General features: G+C 41.3%; 21 protein-coding genes and 1 pseudogene. 1 reads left to right on the top strand and 21 read right to left on the bottom strand.

Annotated elements, in window-relative coordinates; all coding sequences use genetic code 11:
• Window positions 1-30: 30 nt before the first annotated feature.
• From V6D41_RS10075 to psdR, 4 genes are all read right to left on the bottom strand, one after another.
• Window positions 31-1,977, bottom strand: a complete 1,947-nt coding sequence (locus V6D41_RS10075) for an ABC transporter permease (RefSeq protein WP_333518100.1) — start codon at window positions 1,975-1,977, stop codon at window positions 31-33.
• The gene (gene psdA, locus V6D41_RS10070) at window positions 1,952-2,731 is read right to left on the bottom strand and encodes a lantibiotic ABC transporter ATP-binding protein PsdA (protein WP_333518099.1); all 780 of its coding nucleotides are present in this window, start codon (window positions 2,729-2,731) and stop codon (window positions 1,952-1,954) included. The genes V6D41_RS10075 and psdA overlap by 26 nt, the downstream gene beginning before the upstream one ends.
• Before the next feature lie 82 nt (window positions 2,732-2,813).
• Window positions 2,814-3,884: a two-component sensor histidine kinase PsdS gene (psdS, locus tag V6D41_RS10065; protein ID WP_333518098.1), complete on the bottom strand. Its 1,071-nt coding sequence runs from the start codon at window positions 3,882-3,884 to the stop codon at window positions 2,814-2,816.
• The gene (psdR, locus tag V6D41_RS10060; protein ID WP_333518097.1) at window positions 3,878-4,591 is read right to left on the bottom strand and encodes a two-component system response regulator PsdR; all 714 of its coding nucleotides are present in this window, start codon (window positions 4,589-4,591) and stop codon (window positions 3,878-3,880) included. The genes psdS and psdR overlap by 7 nt, the downstream gene beginning before the upstream one ends.
• A 147-nt stretch (window positions 4,592-4,738) precedes the next feature.
• Here psdR and V6D41_RS10055 point away from each other — a divergent pair.
• Window positions 4,739-4,948 (top strand): annotated as a pseudogene (locus tag V6D41_RS10055) (hypothetical protein).
• A 35-nt stretch (window positions 4,949-4,983) separates the two neighbouring features.
• Here the strand turns inward: V6D41_RS10055 and V6D41_RS10050 are convergent.
• From V6D41_RS10050 to V6D41_RS09970, 17 genes are all read right to left on the bottom strand, one after another.
• Complete coding sequence (locus tag V6D41_RS10050) at window positions 4,984-5,748, bottom strand: arylamine N-acetyltransferase family protein (protein ID WP_333518096.1); 765 nt, start codon at window positions 5,746-5,748, stop codon at window positions 4,984-4,986.
• Complete coding sequence (locus V6D41_RS10045) at window positions 5,749-6,006, bottom strand: HPr family phosphocarrier protein (protein WP_003219835.1); 258 nt, start codon at window positions 6,004-6,006, stop codon at window positions 5,749-5,751. It abuts the gene before it with no gap.
• Between the two features lie 23 nt (window positions 6,007-6,029).
• Window positions 6,030-6,980 carry a DNA-binding protein WhiA gene (whiA, locus tag V6D41_RS10040; RefSeq protein ID WP_333518095.1) on the bottom strand — a complete coding sequence of 317 codons (951 nt, stop codon included), beginning with the start codon at window positions 6,978-6,980 and terminating at the stop codon, window positions 6,030-6,032.
• 22 nt (window positions 6,981-7,002) lie between these two features.
• Window positions 7,003-7,956, bottom strand: a complete 954-nt coding sequence (mgfK, locus tag V6D41_RS10035; RefSeq protein ID WP_289349163.1) for a gluconeogenesis morphogenetic factor — start codon at window positions 7,954-7,956, stop codon at window positions 7,003-7,005.
• Window position 7,957: 1 nt separating this feature from the next.
• Window positions 7,958-8,845, bottom strand: a complete 888-nt coding sequence (gene rapZ, locus V6D41_RS10030) for an RNase adapter RapZ (RefSeq protein WP_087993775.1) — start codon at window positions 8,843-8,845, stop codon at window positions 7,958-7,960.
• Between the two features lie 25 nt (window positions 8,846-8,870).
• Window positions 8,871-9,338 (bottom strand): 8-oxo-dGTP diphosphatase, encoded by a 468-nt coding sequence (locus V6D41_RS10025; protein ID WP_087993774.1) that lies wholly within the window; start codon window positions 9,336-9,338, stop codon window positions 8,871-8,873.
• A 328-nt stretch (window positions 9,339-9,666) separates the two neighbouring features.
• Window positions 9,667-10,617 carry a thioredoxin-disulfide reductase gene (gene trxB, locus V6D41_RS10020; RefSeq protein ID WP_333518094.1) on the bottom strand — a complete coding sequence of 317 codons (951 nt, stop codon included), beginning with the start codon at window positions 10,615-10,617 and terminating at the stop codon, window positions 9,667-9,669.
• A 218-nt stretch (window positions 10,618-10,835) separates the two neighbouring features.
• Entirely contained in the window at window positions 10,836-12,233 is a 1,398-nt protein-coding gene (locus tag V6D41_RS10015; RefSeq protein WP_333518093.1) for a PcsB-like coiled-coil domain-containing protein, read from the bottom strand.
• A 381-nt stretch (window positions 12,234-12,614) separates the two neighbouring features.
• Window positions 12,615-14,069 (bottom strand): tetratricopeptide repeat protein, encoded by a 1,455-nt coding sequence (locus V6D41_RS10010; RefSeq protein WP_333518092.1) that lies wholly within the window; start codon window positions 14,067-14,069, stop codon window positions 12,615-12,617.
• A 125-nt stretch (window positions 14,070-14,194) separates the two neighbouring features.
• On the bottom strand, window positions 14,195-15,964 hold the full coding sequence (gene bmrA / locus V6D41_RS10005; protein ID WP_333518091.1) for a multidrug resistance ABC transporter ATP-binding protein/permease BmrA: 1,770 nt from the start codon (window positions 15,962-15,964) through the stop codon (window positions 14,195-14,197).
• A gap of 167 nt (window positions 15,965-16,131) precedes the next feature.
• Window positions 16,132-16,491, bottom strand: coding sequence for a hypothetical protein (locus V6D41_RS10000; RefSeq protein ID WP_333518090.1), 360 nt, complete (start codon window positions 16,489-16,491; stop codon window positions 16,132-16,134).
• Between the two features lie 14 nt (window positions 16,492-16,505).
• Complete coding sequence (locus V6D41_RS09995; RefSeq protein WP_333518089.1) at window positions 16,506-18,413, bottom strand: DUF6792 domain-containing protein; 1,908 nt, start codon at window positions 18,411-18,413, stop codon at window positions 16,506-16,508.
• Between the two features lies 1 nt (window position 18,414).
• Window positions 18,415-19,131: a lipoprotein YvcA gene (locus V6D41_RS09990; RefSeq protein ID WP_333518088.1), complete on the bottom strand. Its 717-nt coding sequence runs from the start codon at window positions 19,129-19,131 to the stop codon at window positions 18,415-18,417.
• A 296-nt stretch (window positions 19,132-19,427) separates the two neighbouring features.
• Entirely contained in the window at window positions 19,428-20,063 is a 636-nt protein-coding gene (locus V6D41_RS09985; RefSeq protein ID WP_442893056.1) for a lipoprotein YvcA, read from the bottom strand.
• Between the two features lie 136 nt (window positions 20,064-20,199).
• Complete coding sequence (locus V6D41_RS09980; RefSeq protein ID WP_333518086.1) at window positions 20,200-20,937, bottom strand: lipoprotein YvcA; 738 nt, start codon at window positions 20,935-20,937, stop codon at window positions 20,200-20,202.
• Window positions 20,938-21,120: 183 nt separating this feature from the next.
• Window positions 21,121-21,846, bottom strand: a complete 726-nt coding sequence (locus V6D41_RS09975) for a lipoprotein YvcA (protein ID WP_333518085.1) — start codon at window positions 21,844-21,846, stop codon at window positions 21,121-21,123.
• Window positions 21,847-21,972: 126 nt separating this feature from the next.
• Window positions 21,973-23,640 carry a DUF2339 domain-containing protein gene (locus V6D41_RS09970; protein ID WP_333518084.1) on the bottom strand — a complete coding sequence of 556 codons (1,668 nt, stop codon included), beginning with the start codon at window positions 23,638-23,640 and terminating at the stop codon, window positions 21,973-21,975.
• Between the last annotated feature and the right edge of the window lie 263 nt (window positions 23,641-23,903).

The raw sequence follows: 23,903 nt of genomic DNA, 5'->3' as shown, positions 1-23,903 counted from the left end.
GAAAACATCCGGTCTGAAACAGACCGGATGTTAAAATGTGATATGTTGCAGAACAGCACGCTTATAGATGTAGCGGGTGACAAGATAGTATACTGCCTGAAACACAAAATAAATGAAGATGACCAGTACAGCCTTCAGAAATAAGTTTGAATGCAGCATATTGCTTAACGCTGCATACGCAAAGCCTGCATGAATGGTACCCGCGATAAACGGGATGAAGAATAAAAATCCAATTTGTTTTCCAAGGATGGAGTGAATTTCTTTGTCCGTAATCCCTATCCTCTTTAACGCTAACACCTGCAATTTCGTATCCTCTATTTCCGTAAACATTCGCAAATACAGCATGCTTCCTTGCACGATAAAAAACAGCACGCTGACAAACATTCCTATAAACAGCGTTAATGCCACGGCCTGCTTTACAACCTGATAACTTGGAGCACGTGTTTGAAAATCAGATGTATGTTCTTTCGGCACCATGTTTTCAAGTTTTTCAGAGACATCCACCGTCTCCTGCCAATGCTCAAGCTCGTAACCTACCACTCTCATCTGTTCCTTCAGCGGCACATCCCGTGTCAGGCTGTCAAAGCTTTTTTCGCTGACGACCAATAAACGGCTGACTCCTCCGACTGACATCAATATCCCTTTGTTTTGCTGCTTTTTCATGACATAGGAAAGTGTTTTTCCTGACTTCATCTGAAATGCTGCTGTTTCCCCTTCTCCAAATGTATCTTTCACCATCATCTGAAAAGGAACATTGATAAACGCTTCATTTTCTTGTAAATGAATAACAGGGTAACCTTTTTCCTTTGCGACTTGATTATAGATTTTCTCTGAAATCAACAAGGCTTCCGCTTCCGTTTTCTTGTTTCCATACGGCAGGTCTGATTGAAAAGTGACAGGAATCCCTGTGGCATTTACCTTATACTTAATCTCAGCATCTGCTTTTCTCAGTGTGCTCTCCGCTCTCGCAGGCTCCATCACCTGAAAACGGGAAGCGTCTTTTTCCACCCATGCAACAGACTGAGGAATGCTTTGCTCCTCCTGCCTTTGTAAATCGGCATAAAACATATAGATGACACCTGTCGCTGTGAGTATAACCGCTGTAATGATAGAGGTTAAAAACAGCATGCTGGCGTGGTCCTTCAGCCGGAAGATCATGTTGGAACGCACAATGATATTGGTGCCTTTATAGAAGCTGTGTTTCTTTCTGTACAGCATCCGGAAAAACGCCACACTGCTTTGGGTAAAAAAGAAATACGTGCCAATTAACACTAAAATCAGAATCGGAAAGACACGAAATACCATATCAATCGCATTCGCTGTGGCAGACAGATAATAACCGCCAGCCAGACACAGCAAAGACAGCACAGTGAGCCATTTCGAATAGGCCGGCAAGCTTTTCGGCTTTTGAGCCGATTTCATCAACTCAATGATTTCCAGCTTGCGAATCCGCCCCAGCGATAAAATGAGCAGCGTCTGAAACAGGATGAGAAAGCCCGCAGCCGTCAGCACAAACGCTTTCGGCACAATGACAAACGAAATCGGCACCTTCACGCTGAGCATCCATGTCATGATCATAAAAAACAGCTTTGAAAATAACAGCCCTGCTCCAATACCTGCCGCAATCGCCGCAAGAGAGATCAGAGACTGCTCATAATAAATCATCTTGCGGAGCTGCTGTTTTGATGTTCCGAAAAGTGTCAGCAGCCCAAACTCTTTCTTTCTCGCCTGCAAAAACGCCGAATTCGAATATGAGATAAAAAATAGACAAAACACAATGATGACGACAAGGGCTGCGCTTAAGCACGTTTTGACAAGGCTTCCGCCATATATATTGTCTTCATTGACATCCGGATGAAAAATGAAAGATGTGAAGACAAAAAACACGGAAACGGCAAACACACAGCTTAAAAAGTAGGCGACATACCGTTGCAGATTCCCAAGAATGTTTTTACGGGCGATGGTTCTCAAATTCATGAAAATCGCCTCCCAACACACTCAAGGTATCCAATATACTTTGATAAAACACCTGTTGATTTGTCCCTCTGTGAATCTCTGAAAAGAAACGGCCATCCTTAATAAAAACAATCCTTTTACAGAAGCTCGCCGCTGTCGCATCATGCGTGACCAATAATATCGTCGCTTCTTTTTCTTCATTCAGCTGAGCCAGCGTGTTCATCACTTGCTTTGCCGATTTTGAATCAAGATTTCCTGTCGGTTCATCAGCTAGAATGAGCGCCGGATTGTGAATAATAGCTCTGGCGCAAGCGGCCCGCTGCTGCTGCCCGCCCGACACCTCGTATGTCCGGTGATCGAGAATATGCTTGATTTGCAATGCATTGGCCAATTCATCCAGACGGGCTTCCATTTCTCTCAGCTTTACCTTATCCAGTGCGAGCGGCAGCAGAATATTTTCCCGAACCGTCAGCGTATCAAGCAGATTAAAATCCTGAAAGACGAAGCCGAGTTCTCTTCTGCGAAACAGAGCCAGCTCCTGATCCTTTAACGCTTTCGGCTGAATGCCGTTAATCATCATCTCACCCTGAGTCGGCTTATCAATGGTGGCCAGCAAATTCAGAAGCGTGGTTTTTCCGCTTCCCGATGGCCCCATAATTCCGACAAATTCTCCTTTTGCCACACTGAGGTCAAAGTCGCTGAGCGCTTGATATGATATCGTTCCTTTATTTGAATAGTACGTTTTCGACAGGTTCGTTGTTTGTAACACGTTCATGTTCTGCTCCTCCTTTTTCTTTATTATAAAAAGGAAGTCAGCAGCCTCCCATCGAACTTTCTTGCAATTCCACGCTCCTACCTTACAATGCTGTCACATTCATTAGGGTGTCACTTGAAAACACGATGGTCATCACCGTGCCAGCCCCTTCTTTTGATTCCGCATACAGCCGGTGGCCAAGCCGGCTGCATACCTGTTTTGCTAAATAAAGACCCATTCCCGTTGCCTCTTTCATGCTTCTTCCGTTTTCCCCGGTAAAAAACGCGTCAAAAATCCGCGGCAGATCCTGCGGCGGTATGCCGATGCCTTCATCAGCAACCGACAAACGCGTCTCACGCCCCTGCGTTTCTATCCGGATTGTAATATGGTCTCCCACCCCTTGCTTTGAGTATTTCAAGGCATTGAAAAGGATTTGCTCGACGACAAAGGAAAGCCATTTTTGATCACTGGAAATCTGAACGGCGTTTGGCGGAACATGTAATGTTGGAAAAAGGCGCCGTTTGATAAACTGCCGTTTTTCCTGATTAATAAGTGAACGGACCAGCTCGGCCACATCAAAGGTTTGCGGCTTTACATCAAATGCAAATTCCTCCAGTCGGGCTGTTTGCAGCATCATATCAAGACCGTGGCGAAATCTCTCATTTTCATCCTCAAGCTCCTCTAAAAACGTCGGAAAAGAAGAAGAGGCTCCGTTTTTTCCTTCTTGAATCATTAAGGAAATAACAGAAACCGGTGTTTTCATATGGTGGACCCACTGATTGGTGAAAGTATAATGCTGTTTTTGCTGATTCATATATTGTAAGAGCCTGCCTTCGTATTGCTGCCCGAGTGCGTTGATCATTTTTGTCCAAAGCGCCTGCTCTCGTGTTCTTGGCTTTCGGGCTTTCAAAGACTGGCCAATGTCATTCGAAGAAGGCGCTTGTTCTGCAAGTTTTTTGACATAAGTCAGAAAGGAAAATTGCCGAACGTAATCTACAGTAAAACCGGCAGCTAATAGAGCACCGGGCAAAACCCATATGTACATCATATTTTCTGCGGGAGGTTCCGCGCCGCTCTCTATGATGCTTAAATACGCAATCAACATGGCGGCCCCTATCCCTAATAATGAAAATAAAATAATGGCTAAGCGGTCGATGAGATACGTCTTTAACACTCCGGTTCATCCTTCCGATTGACTTGAAATTGATAGCCTTGTCCCCTTATCGTTGAAATGCAATCTTTCAGTCCTGCATTCTCCAGTTTTCTCCGCAGCCGATTGACATTGACCGTTAACGTATTATCATCGACAAAATCAACGTCATCCCATAAAGCCTCCAATAATTCATCACGAGAGACAATTTTTTTATGCTTTTTCACGAAAATAGATAAGAGCTGAAATTCTTTTTGTGAAAACAAGATGCGGGTGCTGTTCCACTCCGCCTCATTCTGATCCGGATAAATCGTGAGCCCGCCCAGCTCCATTATTCTTGATTCCTGTGACAAAGAGGGCGAGTATTCACCATATGTGCGGCGCAGGACGCTTTTGATTTTGGCCACCACTACCTCTAAATGGAATGGTTTCGTGATATAATCATCGCCGCCATTTTCAATCGCCATCACCTGATTCATCTCATCGGTTCGTGCCGATATAAAGATAATCGGCGCATTGGAAATGGTACGGATTTGCCTGCACCAATAAAACCCGTCAAAAAAAGGAAGATTAATATCAAGCAGCACAAGATCCGGCTTCATGTCTATAAATTCATATTTTATATCATTCAGCTGTTCAGCAATTTTCACTTCATATCCGTATTTTTGAAGATGACCGCCCAGCAAAGAAGCAATGCGTTCATCATCTTCCACAAGCAAAATCCGATACACGTTTATCCCCCCTTATATTCTGGACGAAGATTTTTCTAGAAGATTCCAAAATTATTATAGCATGTGACGGGATCGTAAATCGGTCTTTTTCTATTCGTTATGGTAGAATAAAAAAAGGAAAAAACTTCTTGATAAGTAGGTGTCATTATGAAGAAAATCATGCTCTTTGTCACCATTACGTCAATTCTTTCAGCATGTCAGCCCAACTATACCGGGGAATACATAGAAATTGGGGATACACTAACTGAATACAACAAAAAGTGCTTTAATGAGAATTAAATTCCTTATAAATATGAAAAAGAAAAACTGTCTATCCCAGAAGATGCATTTGATGCAGCAATCTATACTTGCTCATAAGAAAAAGCTTGCAGTATGTCTGCAAGCTTTTCACGTTATAAAAAATGAGTATTTAATTTCTCTTCAAACTCTGAAGAGACAATATCACTTTTTTGGCTCTCTCCGCCGTTTTCCTGAATCGTCAAATGGCGGTCAGACATGACCATCCGTCCGTTCGGTGTCAGCTTTGAAGCGAGCAGTGATTTGTTAAAAGGAGACTTTTCATGAGTGTGAATCATGTCCTTCATTCCATCTAAATCACCGGCATCGCTCTCATCGAGGGTAAAGGCGTAACCGATTTGCCAGCCTTCGCCTTTGTCCATCAACAGAACATGACTGCCCTTTTCTGTCTCTTCTTCTTTGATTCGGAATGACCCGACAGGTGATTGTGCCGTTTCTCCGGAAAGCGGTATCGGCTGGAGCGCCAGGTTGATGCCGAAGCCGATATCTAAGATATAATCACCTTTTTCCGCAGACAGCAATACAGCGGCATGCGTTCCGTCTAACGCCCACTCTTCTTGATGCCCTGCATAAACCGTCCCCCGAATGAGCTTCACTTGAAACCCGGCCTCCCGCAGGACAAAATAAAGGAAACCATTTAAATCGTAGCACAGACCGCCGCGCTGTTCTTTGACCAGACGGAGCCACAGCTCTTCTTTTGTTACCTTATAAACCTCATTTGCGAGTACGGCACGATTTTCAAATGGAAAACGGTATGCCATTGCTTCGAGAAAAAGGGGGAGATCGCCGAAGCTGACATGGTCTTTCTCCCAGCCGATTTTCTGAAAGCAGTCATTTAGAAAGTCACTCATCTTTATCACCTAAACTTCTTCTTGAACATAAGCAGCCAGCTTTTCCAGCGCCTCTTGTTCGTCTTCTCCCTGGGCAATCAAGGTCACCTCAGTGCCTGTGCTTACCGCAAGGCTCATCAGTCCCATGATGCTTTTCGCGTTTACTTTTTTCCCATCCTTCTCAAGAAACACATCTGACGTAAACCGGTTTGCTTCTTGCACAAACAAAGCAGCAGGACGCGCCTGCAGTCCTGTCTTTAATCGAACTTCCACTTTCTGTTGAACCATAAGATCTCCCCTTTTCTTTACGGTTATTTTAAAGTGACGGTTTGCCCTGTCCGCAGCTGTTCCGCGATTTCATCAAGTTTTCTCAGCCTGTGATTGATCCCTGATTTGCTTATTTTTCCACTTGTTACCATTTCCCCTAGTTCTTTCAGCGTCACTTCCTGATAATCAACCCGCAGCTGCGCGATTTCCCGAAGTTTTTCAGGAAGTGCATCCAGGCCGATCCGTTCATCGATGTATTTAATATTTTCCACCTGTCTGAGCGAAGCGCCGATCGTTTTGTTTAAGTTGGCTGTTTCACAATTAACGAGGCGATTGACCGAATTTCTCATATCCCTGACGATTCTGACATCCTCAAATCGCAGAAGAGAATTGTGGGCGCCAATGACATTCAGAAATTCGGTAATCTTTTCAGCCTCTTTTAAATAGGTGATATAGCCTTTTTTACGTTCGAGCGTTTTGCTGTTTAACTGAAACTCATTTAACAGGTCGCATAATGAATCGTTATGCTCCTTATAAAGAGAGAAGATTTCTAAATGATACGAGGAGGTTTCCGGGTTATTGACCGAACCTCCCGCCAAAAATGCCCCTCTCATATAAGAGCGTTTGCAGCATCTCTTTTTGACCAGCTCTTCCGAAATACTTCGTTCAAACACAAAATTCTTCTCAAGTATTTTTAAATCCTCTAAAATCGCTTTTGCATTTTCGGAAAAACGCACAATATAGACGTTATTCTTTTTCAGCCGCATTTTCTTTCTGACCAGAAGCTCGACCGACACATCATATTGTTTTTTCAGCAATGTATAGATGCGGCGGGCAATCGCCGCATTTTCGGTTTGAACATCAAGTACGAGATGGCGGTTTGTAAATGATAATGCTCCATTCATCCGGATAAGAGCAGACAGCTCTGCGTTAATGCAGCAGTCTTTCACTTCCAGATTCGTTAATTCTTTTTTTGTTTCCGATGCAAATGACATATAGCCACCTCATTTCAAGGCTTCATTCTTTCAGTAAATCGACAAGAAGAGAGGCCACTTTATGTGTATCGTGACGAATTACGTCATTTTTATACGTTACGATTTGATCTCTGATGACTTCCAGCTCCATCGCTTTCAGCTCTTCGATATCAAAATCAACAGGGCGCGCCGATTCCATTTCGTACTTACGTTTGATTTCGTCAGGAATGTCTTCGCTGTTCACTAATATCGTATCAATAAAACCGCAGCCCATATGCTGATTGAGCGCTTTCACGTGATCAGCAGCGGTGTAATGGAGCGTTTCGCCGGGCTGAGTCATCACGTTGCAAATGTATACCTTTTTCGCCTGCGCCTTTATCACTTCTTCCCCGATTTTTGGGACGAGCAAATTGGGAAGAATGCTTGTATAGAGGCTTCCCGGGCCGATGATAATCAAATCCGCTTCCCTGATTACGTCTATCGTTTCCGGCAGCGGGTCAATATGTTCAGGCGTGAGAAAAACACGCTTAATGCGCTGTCCGTAAGCCGGAATCGTGGACTCGCCTGAAACCACGCGGCCGTCTTCCATCTCAGCATGCAGAACGACACTGGCATTGGCAGCCGGCAAAACTTTTCCTCTTACATTCAGCACCTTGCTCATTTCTGTGACAGCGTGAAAAAAATCACCGGTTATATTTGTCATCGCTGCCAAAATCAAATTCCCGAGAGAATGGCCTGTTAAGTCATTCCCCTTATTGAAGCGGTGCTGAAAGAGATCTTCAACAAGCGGCTCCACATCGGATAAAGCGGCAAGCACATTTCTGATGTCTCCGGGAGGCGGAATTTTCAGTTCATTACGCAGACGGCCAGAGCTCCCCCCATCATCGGCAACTGTCACAATGGCCGTAATGTCAACAGGTTTATGCTTTAAGCCTCGAAGCAATACAGAAAGACCCGTACCCCCGCCAAAGATTGCGATTTTCGGTTTTTGTCCCATCTTATTTCCGGCTTCTCTTTTCAATGTCCCGGTGAGTAACATGAGTATAGTAATCCTTCTTGAAATAATCAGCTAAATGTTCGGCAAGTGTCACAGAGCGGTGCTGGCCCCCTGTGCAGCCGATCGCAATGACGACCTGGCTTTTTCCTTCTCTTTTGTAAGATGGAAGCATAAAGCTCAGCAGATCGATCAATTTTTCATTGAACTTCTGCGTTTCATTCCACTTCATGACGTAAGAGGAAACCTCTTCATCCTTGCCAGTCAGCGGCCGCATGCTTTCGATATAATAAGGATTCGGCAAAAATCTGACATCAAAGACGAGGTCTGCGTCAATCGGGATACCGTATTTAAAACCAAATGACATGACATTCACAGTAAATGTTTCTCCTTGGTTTGACGCAAAGTGATTTACGATTTTTTCACGCAAATCACGCGGCTTCATGTCTGACGTATCATAAATCATTTGAGAACGGCCTTTTAATTCCTCAAGCAGCTCACGTTCCAGCCCGATGCCTTCAAGCGGAAGGCCAGTCGATGCCAGCGGATGTGAACGTCTCGTTTCTTTATATCTCGTGACGAGAATGGAATCCTTCGCGTCCAAGAATAAAATTCGCGGTGTAATCCACGGATTTTCCGCCATTTCATCCAGCGCTTCAATCATCCGGTCAAAAAATTCACGTCCGCGCAAATCCATCACGAGCGCAACCTTGCTCATTTTCGAATTTGATTCCTTCATCAGCTCTAAAAATTTCGGAAGTAATGAAGGCGGAAGATTATCGACGCAGAAATAGCCGAGATCTTCAAAGCTTTGAATGGCGACAGTTTTTCCCGCTCCCGACATTCCGGTTATAATGACAAGCTGAATATCATGTGATTCACTAACACTCATCTTACTCCCCCCTGACTTGTACTTTCTATTTAATATGCTGCGGGTCTAAACGATAACTGAGCAGCTTAAAGTCCGGTGTATACGTAAATGTACCGTGCAGCAGCCCTTGTCCCTTCATCATAAAATCAAGAATATGGCCGTCTCCCGGGGCCATTGGGAGGTTTTGAATCTCCTCGACATTGTGCCACTGCAATTTGCCTTCCTCTGATTCAGATACATTTTGTCCGGTATAAGAATCAGCGACAAACGTAAACATCATCCACTCAGAAACTATCTGGTCACCTTCTTTAATGATAAAGGTAAAAACGCCTTTTAACTGAGGGTTTATGATATAGATACCAGTCTCTTCTCTGTACTCTCTGATGACGGAGTCTCTGACTGATTCCCCGCTCTCCATTTTGCCTCCCGGCGCGACCCACCAGCCGCGTCTCGGCTTTTGAAGCAGAAGGACTTTGTCATCCGTCTGAAGCACACAATTTGTCACTCTTTGCAAGTACGTTCACCTAACCTTCTCGTCCTGTCATCGTCTCTTTATTATACCGCTTCAAGATGCCTCCCACAATGAAGAGACATTGACAATCTTTCCTTCTATTTTACAGCATATTCATTTCTGAGCTCAGGTGATTTTGCTGTAACAGGCATCCGCCTTTATTTTCAAACAAAAAAAGGACACGGATAACTGGAGAATCCGTGCCAAAAAAGTGTATTCATTATAAAAAGGGGGTCAATTACTTTATTAATCATAACCGAAAAGCATTACACAACTGTTACAGCGGAATTAAAACCCAGTAACGTAATATGAAACTCTTATGACAGCCTTTTTATTTTAAGGTTTTCAGCGTTTCTTCGAGCTCTTCGACATAATGCTGGACGCTTTGTGCCGCAATACTTCCGTCTCCTGTAGCTGTTACGATTTGGCGCAGTGATTTTTCGCGAATGTCTCCGGCAGCGAAAATCCCTTCAACCTTTGTTTCCATCCGGTCGTTTGTTTCGATGTAGCCCTCTTCATTCGTAATGCCCAGATTTTCAAACGGTTTAGACAGAGGAAGCATGCCGATGTAAATGAATACGCCGTCTGTTTTGAATTCACTTTCTTCACCGGTTACCGTATCGACAAGCGTTACGTTACCGACTTTACCGTTTTCTTCATGAATTTCCTTCACAGTTTTGTTCCATAGGAAGTCAATTTTTTCATTATCAAATGCTCTCGCTTGGAGAATGCTCTGCGCACGGAGTTTATCACGTCTGTGAACAATCGTTACTTTTGAAGCGAAACGTGTCAGATACACGCCTTCTTCTACCGCGGAATCTCCCCCGCCGACAACGACAAGCTCTTTGCCTTTAAAGAAAGCGCCGTCACATACTGCACAATAAGAAACACCGCGGCCGCCTAATTCTTTTTCGCCAGGCACGCCTATTTTCTTATACTCCGCACCCGCGGAAATGATGACTGCACGTGCTTTATATTCTTTTGAACCGGCTTTCACCACTTTGTACTCTTTGCCGTCAACGACTTCTTTAATATCGCCATAAGCGTATTCAGCACCAAATTTTTTCGCGTGTTCAAACATTTTGTTGGAAAGCTCAGGTCCAAGAATGCTTTCAAATCCAGGATAGTTTTCTACATCTTCCGTATTGGCCATTTGCCCGCCAGGAATTCCTCTTTCAATCATTAATGTCGATAAATTTGCTCTTGATGTGTATACAGCGGCCGTCATCCCAGCAGGACCCGCGCCGATAATAATCACGTCATATACTTTTTCTTCTGACACACTATTCACTCCTTAACACGTCTTTTTCAAGTTGGGGCGCTTCTTTATATGATAAGAGTCCCCATCTAACGTATTCCTTACCCATATCCTATAAAATCTCAGGGTAATACGCTATTTTTTTGCTCATTTTTTTCTGATCATGATTAAATGTTTTTTTAAGGGGTATATGTATTAATAAAGAAAGAGCCTTCTGTTCAAGAAGGCCCTTGTCTTATTTATTATTGAACAACACGTCTTACATTGCCATTGAAATATTTTTTCCAGTAAGGGTTACTCATAGAATCAATTGAAACACCATGTGAAGAATTGTCGTTAAGGAATGTTCCATTTCCTAAATAAATTCCAACGTGACCGTTTGTTTTATATGTGTCAAAGAAAACTAAGTCTCCACGCTTCATTTCAGACGCGCTGACAGCTCTTCCTTTATTGATTAAAGTGTCAGTTGTTGTTCCGCCGACAGGTCCAAGGTTGACACCTGCAGAAGCGTATGCCCAGCGTACGAATGACGAGCAGTCAAAAATACGGTTGTTGATATCAGACTGAGAGCGTCCGCCGCCAAATTTGTACGGAGATCTTCCGACAATGCTTGAACCAACGCTGATCGCGCCTTCAATTCCGCCTGAGTTACTGATGACAGTGCCGCCTGAATTGCTGTTTGAACCGCTGCTCTTCTTAGAAGATGAGCCGTTAGACGAACTGTTTGATGAACCCTTAGAAGAATTGTTTGAAGAATCATCATGAGATGAGCTTGCTGTTGCTGTTTCAGTTGTAGCTGTTTGTGTCTCATCAGATGCTTTTTGCGCTTCTTCCTGCTTTTTGATCAAAGCAGCCGCTGCTTCTTGTTCTTTTTTGATGCGTGCTTGTTCTGCTTCGGTATCTGCTTTTTGGTTAGCAAGTTCAGATGCTTCTGATTTTAATTCAGAAATCGCGTCAGCCGTTTTCTTCTGGCTTGCTTTCGCTTCTTCAAAAAGCTTGTCTTTATCATCAAGCTGTTTATCAAGGTCTTTTTGCATGGTTTCTAATTTAGCCAATGCAGCTTGAACTTCTTTCAGCTTGTTATTCAAATCCGCTTCAGAATCTTCAAGCTTCGCTTTATCCTGCTCTTGCTGCTTGATTAAATCTTTGTCTGCATCCACAATAGATGAAACCGCAGTCGCGCGAGAGATAAAGTCACCAAAGCTAGTTGATCCTAAAAGGACATCTATGTACCCTTGAGATCCGCCGCTTTCCTGTAAAGAACGAACGCGTTTTTTCAAGATTTCGTTTCGCTTTTCAATGCGGGCTTCTGTCTCTTTAATCTCTTTTTTCAGTTTTTTGATTTCTTCTTTTGTTTTATCGTTTTCTTCTTTTTTATCTTCGATCTTGTTGCTTGTATCAAGCGCCTTATCGTTAATGTCTTTCAGTTCTTTTTCAATCTTTGATTGATTTTGCTGAAGCTCAGTTAATTCTTTTTCCTTCGCTTCGATGCTGGAAGCAACCTCAGATTGCTTGCTTTCGATATTTTCTTTCTTTTCATCTAATGTTTCCGCCGATGCAGTTTTACTTGTAAATGGGATCAAAAAACTGCTTGTACCGATGACGGAAGCCAAACCAAGTGTCAATAAACTCTTTCTCACTTTTTATATCCTCCCTTTACTGTGAACCTGTTCTCATGTGGAATCGTATTTTAAACATCAAGTTTCGTTCCTCATACTCTACGAGGAATGATGGTTTTTTATGGTTAATTATTCTGTGCATCTCTTATTCTGGCTGTATAGCGTATATTTCACATCATATGTAAAAAACACTAATTCCTTATGTACGAGAATCATTATACCATCAAGTTTCGACAAATTAGCGATAAATTTTATTACATTTGTGTTTCAAACAGATGTCAAGTCGTTCATCAATTGTCATTTTTCTTAAACGAGTAAAAAAACTGTCGATATTATTTTCTTAATATAATCTATCAAACCAAAAAAAAGAGTCGATTCTAAGAATCAACTCTTTAAAATATTCTATTCTAGAATATCATCAATATATTTCATATATTTCGTCAACGTTGCCGGAGAGATGCCGAATCGGGCTGCTGTATCTTTTTTCGTATCGTGTTTGCCGTGCGCTTCTTTCCAAATATAGCAAATCGCGGCCGCCCAGCCTTTCTCATTTTTCAACGGAGCGGCTGCACGGATTTGCTGGATGACATGGAACACCCAGCAGCTCATGACTTCTGTTTTCATCTCTTCTTTTTCAGCTTGCTCTAATAATTTCACGGTTTGATAGGCAAAAAGCGCATCCTTTGATACATCAGCAGCCGCGGAATCTCCATTCAAGAGCAGCTGCACAAAATGATTTTCGAAAGGAGCGGTCATTCTCTTCGAGTGTATCACCGCTTCTAGATGCTCCGTTTCACCCTTTGTGCTGCTGATATAATAGGCTGCGAGACGTTGTTCTACGGATGAAGGAAGTGCTTCCCTCCGCTCAACCCAGGGAGCCGGGCGGTCCTCTCCGGGATATTGCGACTCGGCTTTTCTCCAGATCGTCTCGGCAAATTCAGTATGCCCTGTAAAATAAGCGGAACACGAAAGCCAGTAAAAGAATGTATCGTCACCTTCAAAGCCGCTTTTATATAATGATTTGAGCCATTTATACCCGATCTCATAACGGCCGACAAGCGCCAAAGTAGCTCCCAGTTTGTAGCGCTGTTCCAATAGCATCGGATACACATTAGAAAGCTGGTCACTCAATTCCGCCACATTTTCGTCTTCTCTTTCATAATAGTAGAAAACAAGAAGATTGCATAAGGCATGAAGATTTCCTTCATTATGACTGAGCACTTGATAAGCGGTTTCCTTTGCTTTTACGATATTGCCTGAATAGAAGTAAGCAAGCGCCAGATTGTTGTATGCTGACCAAAGCTCCGGATATTCAGCTGTGATTTCCTCAAGCGCCGCCACCGCTTCAGCAAGCTGGCCGCTTTCCAGCAGGGACTTTGCCCGATCCTGTTTCACCAGCAATTCATCCTGATCATACAAAGAATCCTCAGGCCCGCCGTCTCCTAAGTCTAGCAATTCAAGCAGACTATCGTTTTCTTCAGCGAATTCACCGTCCGGATCCGCATCTGAATAAGCGGCCGCTTCTTTATAAGCTTCTTGAAAGAGCCCCAAGTGGGCAAAGTTATTCGCTTTAAAGTAATGGCACTCCGGCATTTCGATCTCCAGATTTGCCATAATATAATCAAGAAGATCGTTCGACTCTTGATATTGACCCATTTCTGAATAAATGACCGCAAGCTGCGAAAGCATCTCTGAATCCTCCGGCTCCAAATGAACCGCGCGCTGAATCAGTTTGCTTGCCCGTTTCAGATTGCGCTCTTTATACGCTTTCAAGCCTTTATGAAAAAAATATTGTCCATCTTGAAGCAGCTGGACAATTTGTGCGTGATTTTTATGTTCAGAAGTGTGTTTTCCCACAACTACCCTCCGTTTTATACAATGTTACCGTCAGTAGTATACCATAAATCATCAGCTCCTCAATAGTTCAAAAGGAAGGATCGGGAAAATCCCTCCGTTTTTTTACTGGCTGATTCGACCAAAATTTACCCGGCTTTGTTTTCTAAATCTGAATTCATTTTCAGCTGCTGTTCAGCAAAATCTTTATATAGATCATGCGAAGCCATTAATTCATGATGTGTGCCCCGGCCGGTAATTTCTCCTTTTTCAACAAACAAAAGCTGGTCCGCGTCTACAACGGTAGATAGGCGGTGAGCGATGACAATCGTTGTGCGGCCCTCCATCAGCACCTCGAGCGCCTGCTGAACTGATTTTTCAGATTGGCTGTCAAGACTAGAGGTCGCTTCATCAAGCATGAGAATGCTCGGATCTCGGAGAAGTGCTCTCGCAATCGCGATTCTTTGCCTTTGTCCGCCTGACAGCATAATGCCGCGTTCGCCCACCTCTGTATCAAACTGATTCGGAAGCTCCTTTATAAAATTGAGCGCGTATGCCATCTCCGCGGCTTTTTCAATCTCAGCGTCCGTTACATCACGTTCTAACCCGTAACAAATATTTTCTCTGATCGTTCCTGACATTAACGGGCTTTCCTGTGATACATACCCGATATGCTCCCGCCACGATTCAAGCGAGTAAGTATCAACCGGCTCTTCCCCCAGCCGAATGATCCCCGCAGTCGGTGAATAAAAACGTTCAAGCAGCTTAAACAATGTTGTTTTCCCTCCGCCGCTCGGACCGACAATCGCTGTTACTTTCCCTGCTTCAATGACGGCGCTGATCTCTTTCAAAATCAGCTGATCAGGCTTATAGCCAAAAGACACACGATCAAGCTGGATAGGCAAATGCGCGTTTTCGATTTGTTTCCCTGTGACTGTATCTTCCTCTTCTTCTGACAAAATCTCAATCATCCGTTCTGTTGCGCCGATTGATTTTTGCAGCTGTGTAAAAAACGTTGTGATCTGGCCCATCGGCATAATAATTTGAAACAAATATAAAATAAAGGCCACGAGCGCTCCGGCAGTGAGCTCGCCTGATGAGACCTGCATGCCGCCGTATCCGATGACTGCCACAAGCGCTGCCATTAATACAAGTGAGATAAGCGGACTGACAAGCGACTGGACCTTGGCTTCACGAACTCCCAGTTTAAATAATGAGGAAATCCCCAGTTTCCCGCGCCCATATTCGACAACCTCCGCATTTGAAGCCTTGACGAGTCTGATTTCCGGAAGTATTTGGTTCAGCAGGCCGGTAAAACGGGCTGTTTCATCTTGCGTCTCCCGAGAAATGGTGAACATCTTCCGCCCAATCGGGATTAAAATTAGAGCGGCAAGCGGAACAACAACTAATACAAGCAGTGTCAGCTTCCAATTCATAATAAACAAGATTGTCAGTGATCCAATGACTGAAATGATGCCTGTAATAAACCCGCTAATATGGGTTGTGATCAGTTCTTTGACCACCATCGTATCATTTGTCACACGGCTGACGGTTTCTCCGGAAGCGTTTGTATCGAAATAAGGGACAGGGAGCTTAATTAATTTCTTCCATAATAAATCCCGCAGCCCTGAAATGATTTTTTGTCCATTATAGTTAAGCGCGTAGGTGGCATAGGCGCTCAAAGCGGCCTGAACGAAAAAAACAAGCGCGATGAGCCCGATTTGTGTCCCTGAAAGAGCTGACATGGAAAAGCCATCGACTAACTGTTTCGTTAATAATGGAATGAGCAGGCTGACCAGTGTCGTTACAATACTGAGAACCAGCGCAAAAGCAAGCTTTCCATAAGAAGGGTTGGTCTGCTTCACTAGTGCAAAAAAGGGCTTCAATTTACTTTTTGATTTTTGTTGCTGGGTTGGCATATACTTTTTCCTCCTGTTTCAGCGTTCAGAAAGGTGAAATGTCGTATCAAAAGGATGATTTTTACTCTTTCTCAATCATATCAATGGAGAGAGACTTTTTCAGTATATTTTTGCCATAATAAAAATAAAAATCTCCCACTCATGATTTGAATAGGAGAGGTATGATCTTATACATCCTTAACAGGCTTCTTTTTCCTGTAAGTCAATGTCACATCCTGCTTTCGCAGGTCTTCAACCATCATTTTGTACCGGTCAACTTTCGCGGTATGTTCTTCTTTTATCATTTGAAGTGCGGCTTTTTGTTTTTCACTTTTTGATTCAAGCTCTTCTTTTATTTTTTTGACAATCAACCCTTTTTGTCCTTTGATTTCTTCTTTTAGTGAAGACTCAAATTTCTTTGTCAAACTGAGAATGTCGTTGATCGGTTTATTGAGGCTGCCTGCTTTCCCCTTCATTTCATCTTGGGTAAGAAACATATAGGTGGTTGATACAATTTCTGTTTCACTTTCTGAAAATAAGGAAGTCACTCTTCATATTCCTCCTAAAGCTGAAAATCAAATAACTGAGAAATCATTTCTTCTTTTTCAAACAGCTTTTCAATACTTTCACGGATGTTTTTGATAAAATCTCTTTTTTCTGTTGCCTGTTTTTTTAATTCAGCAACGATTCCATCATTAGCAGGGAGCGCACCTGTGTGGAACGATTCATGAACTGAAATTTTCTCCAATTTATCGAATGTGTGGCTGAAACCGGCCGCAAGCCGGAATTGAAGATCGAAGGCATAATGCGAAGGATTTTCTTCCATATGATGAATAGCCGTGATGATCGCCTGTTTTTTGTCTATAAAGTCTTCATTGATTTCCTGACTGTAAACCTTCTGGTACTTAGAAATCGCATCTTCCATATCTTCAACGATCCTCATACCATTTTGATAGATTCTGACAGCGGATGAGATATTAACTTTAATCGTTTCTCCCGAGCCGCTCTTCCCTGTAAAGTAAATATCAGAGCCTTTATAGCTGAAGCCTTTTTCCTTTGATAGTGCGTTTAGCATTTGAACGATGCCGTGGCCGTCGACGATGAGTTTTAACGCGTCTTTTGTTTCTGCGTCGAGGGTTTCTATAGAAGACAAAATAGATTTCACGTACTCTACTATTTCACCAACGTCTTTTAAAGCATGTGTAAATTGACCATGCTTTAGATGGTCAATGAAAAGTTCATACTGAGATTCTATGCCTCGCATACTCGCATTAATATTCGTTAATTCTTTTTTGATCACTTTCTTTTGCGTTTCATCGATATACCCATTTTCAGCTAGCTGATCTACGACCGGTCCGCTGTTTCCCAATAAGGTATGGAGAAAACCTAAAAACGCTGGCAAATTCTCTTTAATTCGGCCATACATTTGCTTAACATCATCAAAGTTTTCATAAATGACATTAGCTTTTGCTAATGCACCATCTGTGTATTTCACTTTATCTATCAGCTCTATGTCAATCCCGCTTGCAGCCTTTACAAAACCGTTCAAGCCGTCTTTTTCATAGTCATCCTTATATTTTTGAAGGAATTCTTGAATCGCTCTCACGTCTTCATCAGGGATCCCATCCATAATGTTTCGGATGCCTTCTACACTTGTATTTGTATCCGCCATCTTCACATCGCCGAATGTAATGAAGTCCGCCTTGCCGCTCGCACCGTACAGCGGGTCATCTTTTGAGATGCGCTGGGTGATGTTTGCTGTTACGCCTTTGTCACTGTAGTATTTGGTGATTGCTTTTTTAAGGTCTTCTTTAGGGACATTTTTAAGGTCTTTAGTGTTCAGAGCATCGAATTTATTGATCATGGCATCTAGTAAATCTTTATCAGCTTGTAACAAATGATTTACACTAACCTGAGCACCGTTTATCCCATAAACTTCATCAAACTCTCCATCTATTAACTGAACCATTACCTGGTTGTTATTTGCAAGTGAATGCCCAAGAGCATAAGTATGTAACTCATCAGAATTTCCAGCTCTTTTCTTTGCTTCCTTAGTAAATTCTCTCGTTGCTCTGTATTGGCTACTGTCGATCCCTAAGAAGAGGCCAAAAAAATTATAAGCCCAATCCTCGTTATCAGCACTACCTTCTGAAATAATATGAAGTTGGTCTATTTGATTTTGACTATCTTTTATATATATTGCCGTACCATCATAACCCGATTCTTTGATTGACCTATCTTTTTGATTATTTTTCTTAATCAGTTCTTTAGATGTATAAATCTCAATGTCCTCAGAAAGAGTTTGATTAGTTTCTTCTTTATAGATCCTGCGGACTTCCGTTTCAAATTCTGCTTTCGCTTCCTTTATTTCTTTAGAATTGTTTGATGCAAACTTTTTTTTATAATCATACTCTAGATTTATTAACCGCAGTTTTACATTTTCATTTGCAAATATATTATTGTTACCCATCTTACCCCTCCTGATTTAAAAAGGTGACGGATTTTACGAGCTTTTTAACCTGCTCTCCTAAGTTATCTTTATCTAACGTACAAGGCTTATCTTTATTTGGGCATCTAAACATAAACGAAAATACAATACCTATTTGGTCTTTCTCAGAAGATTTAATATAACCGAAGTATCTGTAAGAAAAATTATATTTATTTTTATCATTTTCAAAAGTATTTTTCTTGTAAGCAATATAAATATCTTTACCTTCGTTCTCTAGCTTTTCAAAATTACCATTAAAGCCATTTTCACTACTAATTTGGTCTAGCATTGTCTCAGGATTGTTAATAAAAGTTACTCCTTGATAATACTCTATTTGTGCATTTAGCATTTTATTTTTTGTTTTTTCATAACTATCAAATGCTATGATTTCTTCATTTTCATCACGACTAGACAAATAGCTTGAATACTCCCCATCCTCCGGAAACAACATCCTAAATCCTTTCAACTTAGACTCCAGCAAATAATACCCGAGCTCCTCTTCTTTCGTTGACACCATGTACTCTCTCGTTTTCTCGTCCTGAAACGCAGGAACTTGCGGCAAGTCTTTTGGATCCATGTCTTTTGGTTTTACGGCTTCTGTTTTATTGTCATTTGTCGTATTTTTATCATTGTCATTCATACTGCATCCTCCTGTCATGGCTAGTAATAAGCTGAAGCAAATAAAGATGATCTTTTTCATTACGAACCTCCAAGGGTTTTTTGAGCTGATTAATCAAAATCATACTAATGACCCTGTTACAAAGTGATTATTTTATCCTTATTCATGTTACAACATGGAATAAATTTGATAAATAGGAAATTAGGCTTGGTTTACACTAATAAACAGAAAGGAGGACTTAAGGTACAGGTCGAATTTCTCATACTCGAAAAAACGCTGTTTCCCTTGGCAGTCTTTGAGCGATATTACTACTTCTGTTTCGAATAAAACCTCTTCGAGATAAACAAACCTTTGACATCAGTGTTTGTATTTTTCTCTTACACAACGCCAAAGGTAACAGAGTTTATTATTCTTTTAACCTGTTCTTCATTTGCTTTTGAATCTAGTTTGCATGTCTTTGCATTGGCTGAGCTGCTAAACATAAAAGAATATTCCATCCCTAAATCATCTTGTTTTTTTGACTTTATATATCCAAGAAAGATGTAAGATGGGTTTTCTTCGTTGTCAAAGAATTCTTTTTTTGAAGCAAAATAAATATCCTTATCTTTTGCTTCAAATTTTTCGAAATTACCTTTGTATTCATTTTTACCGCTAACGATATTCAACATAGTCTCCGGATCGTTTATAAATGATTCATTTTGATAAAACTTTACTGAAGCATTCATTACTATATTCGTTTTTTTATTCACACTGTCAAAAAATAGTGATTCGTTTTTCTTTGAAGTTTCAGAGTCTGAGTACTCCCCATCCTCCGGAAACAACATCCTAAATCCTTTCAGCTTAGACTCCAGCAAATAATACCCCGGCTCCTCTTCCTTTGTTGACACCATGTACGCTCTCGTTTTCTCGTCCTGAAACGCAGGAACTTGCGGCAGGTCTTTTGGGTCCATGTCTTTTGGTTTTACGGCTTCTGTTTTATTGTCATTTGTGCTGTTTTTTTCATTGTCGTTCATACTGCATCCGCCTGTCAGGCAAAGTAATAAAATGATGTAAATATAGGTGTTCTTTTTCAAAGTGAACCTCCAACCGGTTGCAAAGTGCTTATTTTGTTCTTATTCATGTTACAGCTGCGAAGATGCGAAGACATTTTTATTCGCCATCTCTACTCTTCTTTTTATTTTTAAAGAAGGTGATAGAATGAATTAGAGTATCCGTTTTTTCTTTTGCTTGGTCTTCATCCAAAGTACAAGGTTTATCATCTTTTTTACACCGGGCGATAAAGGAATATACTATCCCTAGACACTCTTCATCACTGGATGCTATATATCCAAAATAACCAAAGGAATAATTGTGTTTACGATCACTGTTTTTAAAAGTGCTTTTTTTTGATGCAGTATAAACTGTTTTTCCATCAGTTTTTTCTTTCTTAAAATCACCTTCGAAACCATTCTCATTACTAATTTGGTGCAGCATTGTTTCTGGATTATTAATAAAAGAAGATTTGATATAGTAGCTAATTTGCGCATCTAAGAGTATATTTGATTTTTCATTATAGCTTTGAAACCCTATCGATTCGCTATTCTTTCCATTTGACCTAGAATAGTCTGGAAGATACTCGCCATCTGCCGGAAACAACATTCTAAACCCTTTCAGCTTAGACTCAAGCAAATAATACCCCGGCTTTTCTTCTTGCGTTGACACCATGTACTCTCTCGTTTTCTCATCCTGAAACGCAGGAACTTGCGGCAGGTCTTTTAAATCCATGTCTTTTGGTTTTACGGCTTCTGTTTTATTGTCATTTGTGCTGTTTTTTTCATTGTCATTCATACTGCATCCGCCTGCCAGGGCTAGTAATAAGCCGAAACAAATAAAGATGATCTTTTTCATGATGATCCTCCACGGGTTTTCGCCTAATTTACAAGTAATTATTGATGCTATAGCAACTGATTGGCTTTGGTTTCTTTCTTCACTTTATTAGCATTAAAATGATGCTAAGTTTTACTTATCGTCTCAATTATTTAGCAGTAATTTTTATGTACTCATTTTCAAGTGAATTTTTATTTCCCATCGTTATCTCACCTTTTTATGTATTAAAAAGGTGATAGAATGTATTAATTTCTCAACTTTATTTTTAGCCTTTTCTTCATCTAAGGAGCATGGTTGATTTTCATTTTTGCATCCGAAAGTAAAGGCGTATTCTACTCCTAGAGTATCTTCTTCTGTAGATTTCACATATCCAAAGTAACTGTATGAGTAATTATATTTTCTATTAATATCGTCAAAGATGTCTTTTTTCTTAGCGAGGTAGATATCCGTGTTCTTATCGCTACTTTTCTTGTATTCACCTTTATAATCATTTTTCCCACTAACAATATCTAACATTGTCTCAGGCTCATTCACAAAACTTTCTTCTTTGTAATATGTTACATGGCCATCAAACATTACATTGGTGTCTTTATCATAACTATTAAATCCAATACTCTCTTTGTTTTTCCCAGTTAACGATGATCTTCTTGATAGATATTCCGCATCCTCCGGAAACAACATCCTAAACCCTTTAAGCTTAGACTCAAGCAAATAATACCCCGGCTCCTCTTCTTTCGTTGACACCATGTACTCTCTCGTTTTCTCATCCTGAAACGCAGGAACTTGTGGCAGGTCTTTTAAATCCATGTCTTTTGGTTTTACGGTTTTTGTTTTATGGTCCTCTATCCTGTTTGTTTCGTTGTCGTTCATACTGCATCCGCCTGTCAGGGCAAGTAATAAGCTGAAACAAATAAAGATGATCTTTTTCATGACGATCCTCCATTGGTTTATCTAAGTATTACGGAAGAAAAGAATGAAGGAATAGGATAAAGCTCCCTCTCAATACTTTCGAGCTAAAAAAAACCGCCGAGTTCTCTCGGCAGTCGTGGCCAGGCATTATGGCTTCTCTTTTTTCGAATAAAATATTCTGGATATAAACAGCCCGATGACCCCTAACAAGATGAATAAGACCGCTCTCCAAACAATATCAATCGAAGCAGAATCTATTAAAATCATTTTGGCCAGTGTAATGAATAAAAATATCAGCCCGATTCGGTTCCATGTCTTGTCTTTGGTTGCGTAATAAACAGCGTACATCACGATGACAAATATAAACCAAGACAGAGATACCCCGACATTACTGGATAGGCCGTCAATCTTAGCCGTCATCCAAATGGATAATTTGCTGAAGAATACAAGCATCAGGAATGAAACGGTGTATGAAACAACAATCTTGACTTGTTTATATTGTATTTTTTTCGAATACAGATAGGCGGCAAAAAGTGAGCTGATCAGCAGCAGCCAAGAGACAATGCTGAGAATGTGTAATGAGCGTGCCGGGTATTGCATGATGCCGCACGATGCCTGTAGTACTACAATCGCCCCGGCAATGCCGATCAGCCAGCTTTTTTTGCGGTATGACACGTAACACATCATGATTCCTTGTAACGTGAATATGATGTACAGCAAAATCTCATTTTCATCTAATACATCCGCTGCTAATATATTGAAATAAATCATAGAAATGAGAAAAAACGTATGTTTGATTTCGGCAAATTCTTTTCTTTTCCATAAGCTTAACAAAAGGTAAAACACAAAAGCAGCAGTATAAAAGGCGTATAACGCCGTATCGTTTTTTAGATACAGGACAAACCCTGTGATGAAAACGACAAAAGCTCCGATTGAAACGGCTGTGAGATAGACGGCTTTTTTAAATGGGCTGTGCGATCGTAAAGCCGAGAGGATCATGACCGCCTGCTGCATCGTAAATACAGCAAGTGTCCAAACTGATACCTGTGCATCGGTAAATGATAAGAAAGCAAAAATCGCTAATATGAACGCATAGTTTGCTATATTCCATGCCACACTGTACTTTTGTTTGACTGTTTCATACATTAAGCCTGCGAAAACCAATGACTCATATAAATAAAAGGTGTATTCGTTTCCTTGTTCCCCGCCAAATAAAAACGGATACAGGTAAACACCTGCGCCGATAATCGCAATCAGTGTTTGTGACCGATATTTTCTTGATATGTACACACCGCCCGCAACGCCTGCAGCAAGAAGGATCACTGTAAGCGGGGTCGGTATCATCTGGTACAGCATGTTCCCCGCAAATAAGGAAACGATGTAGACAATATTACTGCCCGCCAATAATGAAACGCCCAGCACACTGGCATTTTTCTTATATTGCCTGCTGCCGAGAACATATAGCATAATGGAGACCATGAGTCCTGCCGCCACCCTCATATATGTGTTGATCCAACCTTTTTCAGCAGCTGCCGCAAACGCCCAAATCATACCAAGAAGAAAAACAAAAATAAAGATTTTCGGAAGCCAATTTCCTGCCATGTTTTCTAAAGTTCGTTTCTCTTCCTTTGGCGGAGCCGGTGCCTGTTTTGGCACTTCGGTTTCTTTGCTGATTTTTGGAAGTTCTTCCGTTTTGACTATAGCTTGTTTCTGCTTGCCTGCCGTGAGATATGCGATCTCTTTTTTGACATTGGCCAGTTCTTGTTCCAAACGTCCAATTCTTTTGTTCAGTTCATCAAATTTTTCGTTCACCATTCTCTCCCCATTTTCGAATTTACTTGCTTTTTCATGATATGCCTTTTTTTACTCCCCTTACCGGTTTCCATAAAATCATGCTAAAGACCTGCTATCCAACAGGGATTTTCATCCTTAGTTATGTTACATCATGGAAAATTTTCGATGAATAGGGAATTCGATTGGTTTTTTATGTGTATTTTTTGTGAGCAGTGCTTTTTTACATTTTATTTACCGAAACACGACAAATGGATCAGGCGTAAAGATGCATAAAAAAGGAGCTG

Origin of the sequence: Bacillus sp. 0102A (genome assembly GCF_036765155.1) — a bacterium.
Lineage (GTDB): Bacteria > Bacillota > Bacilli > Bacillales > Bacillaceae > Bacillus > Bacillus subtilis_G.
Note: the sequence above shows the minus strand (reverse complement) of the source record. Positions and strands in the feature narration are given on the sequence as shown.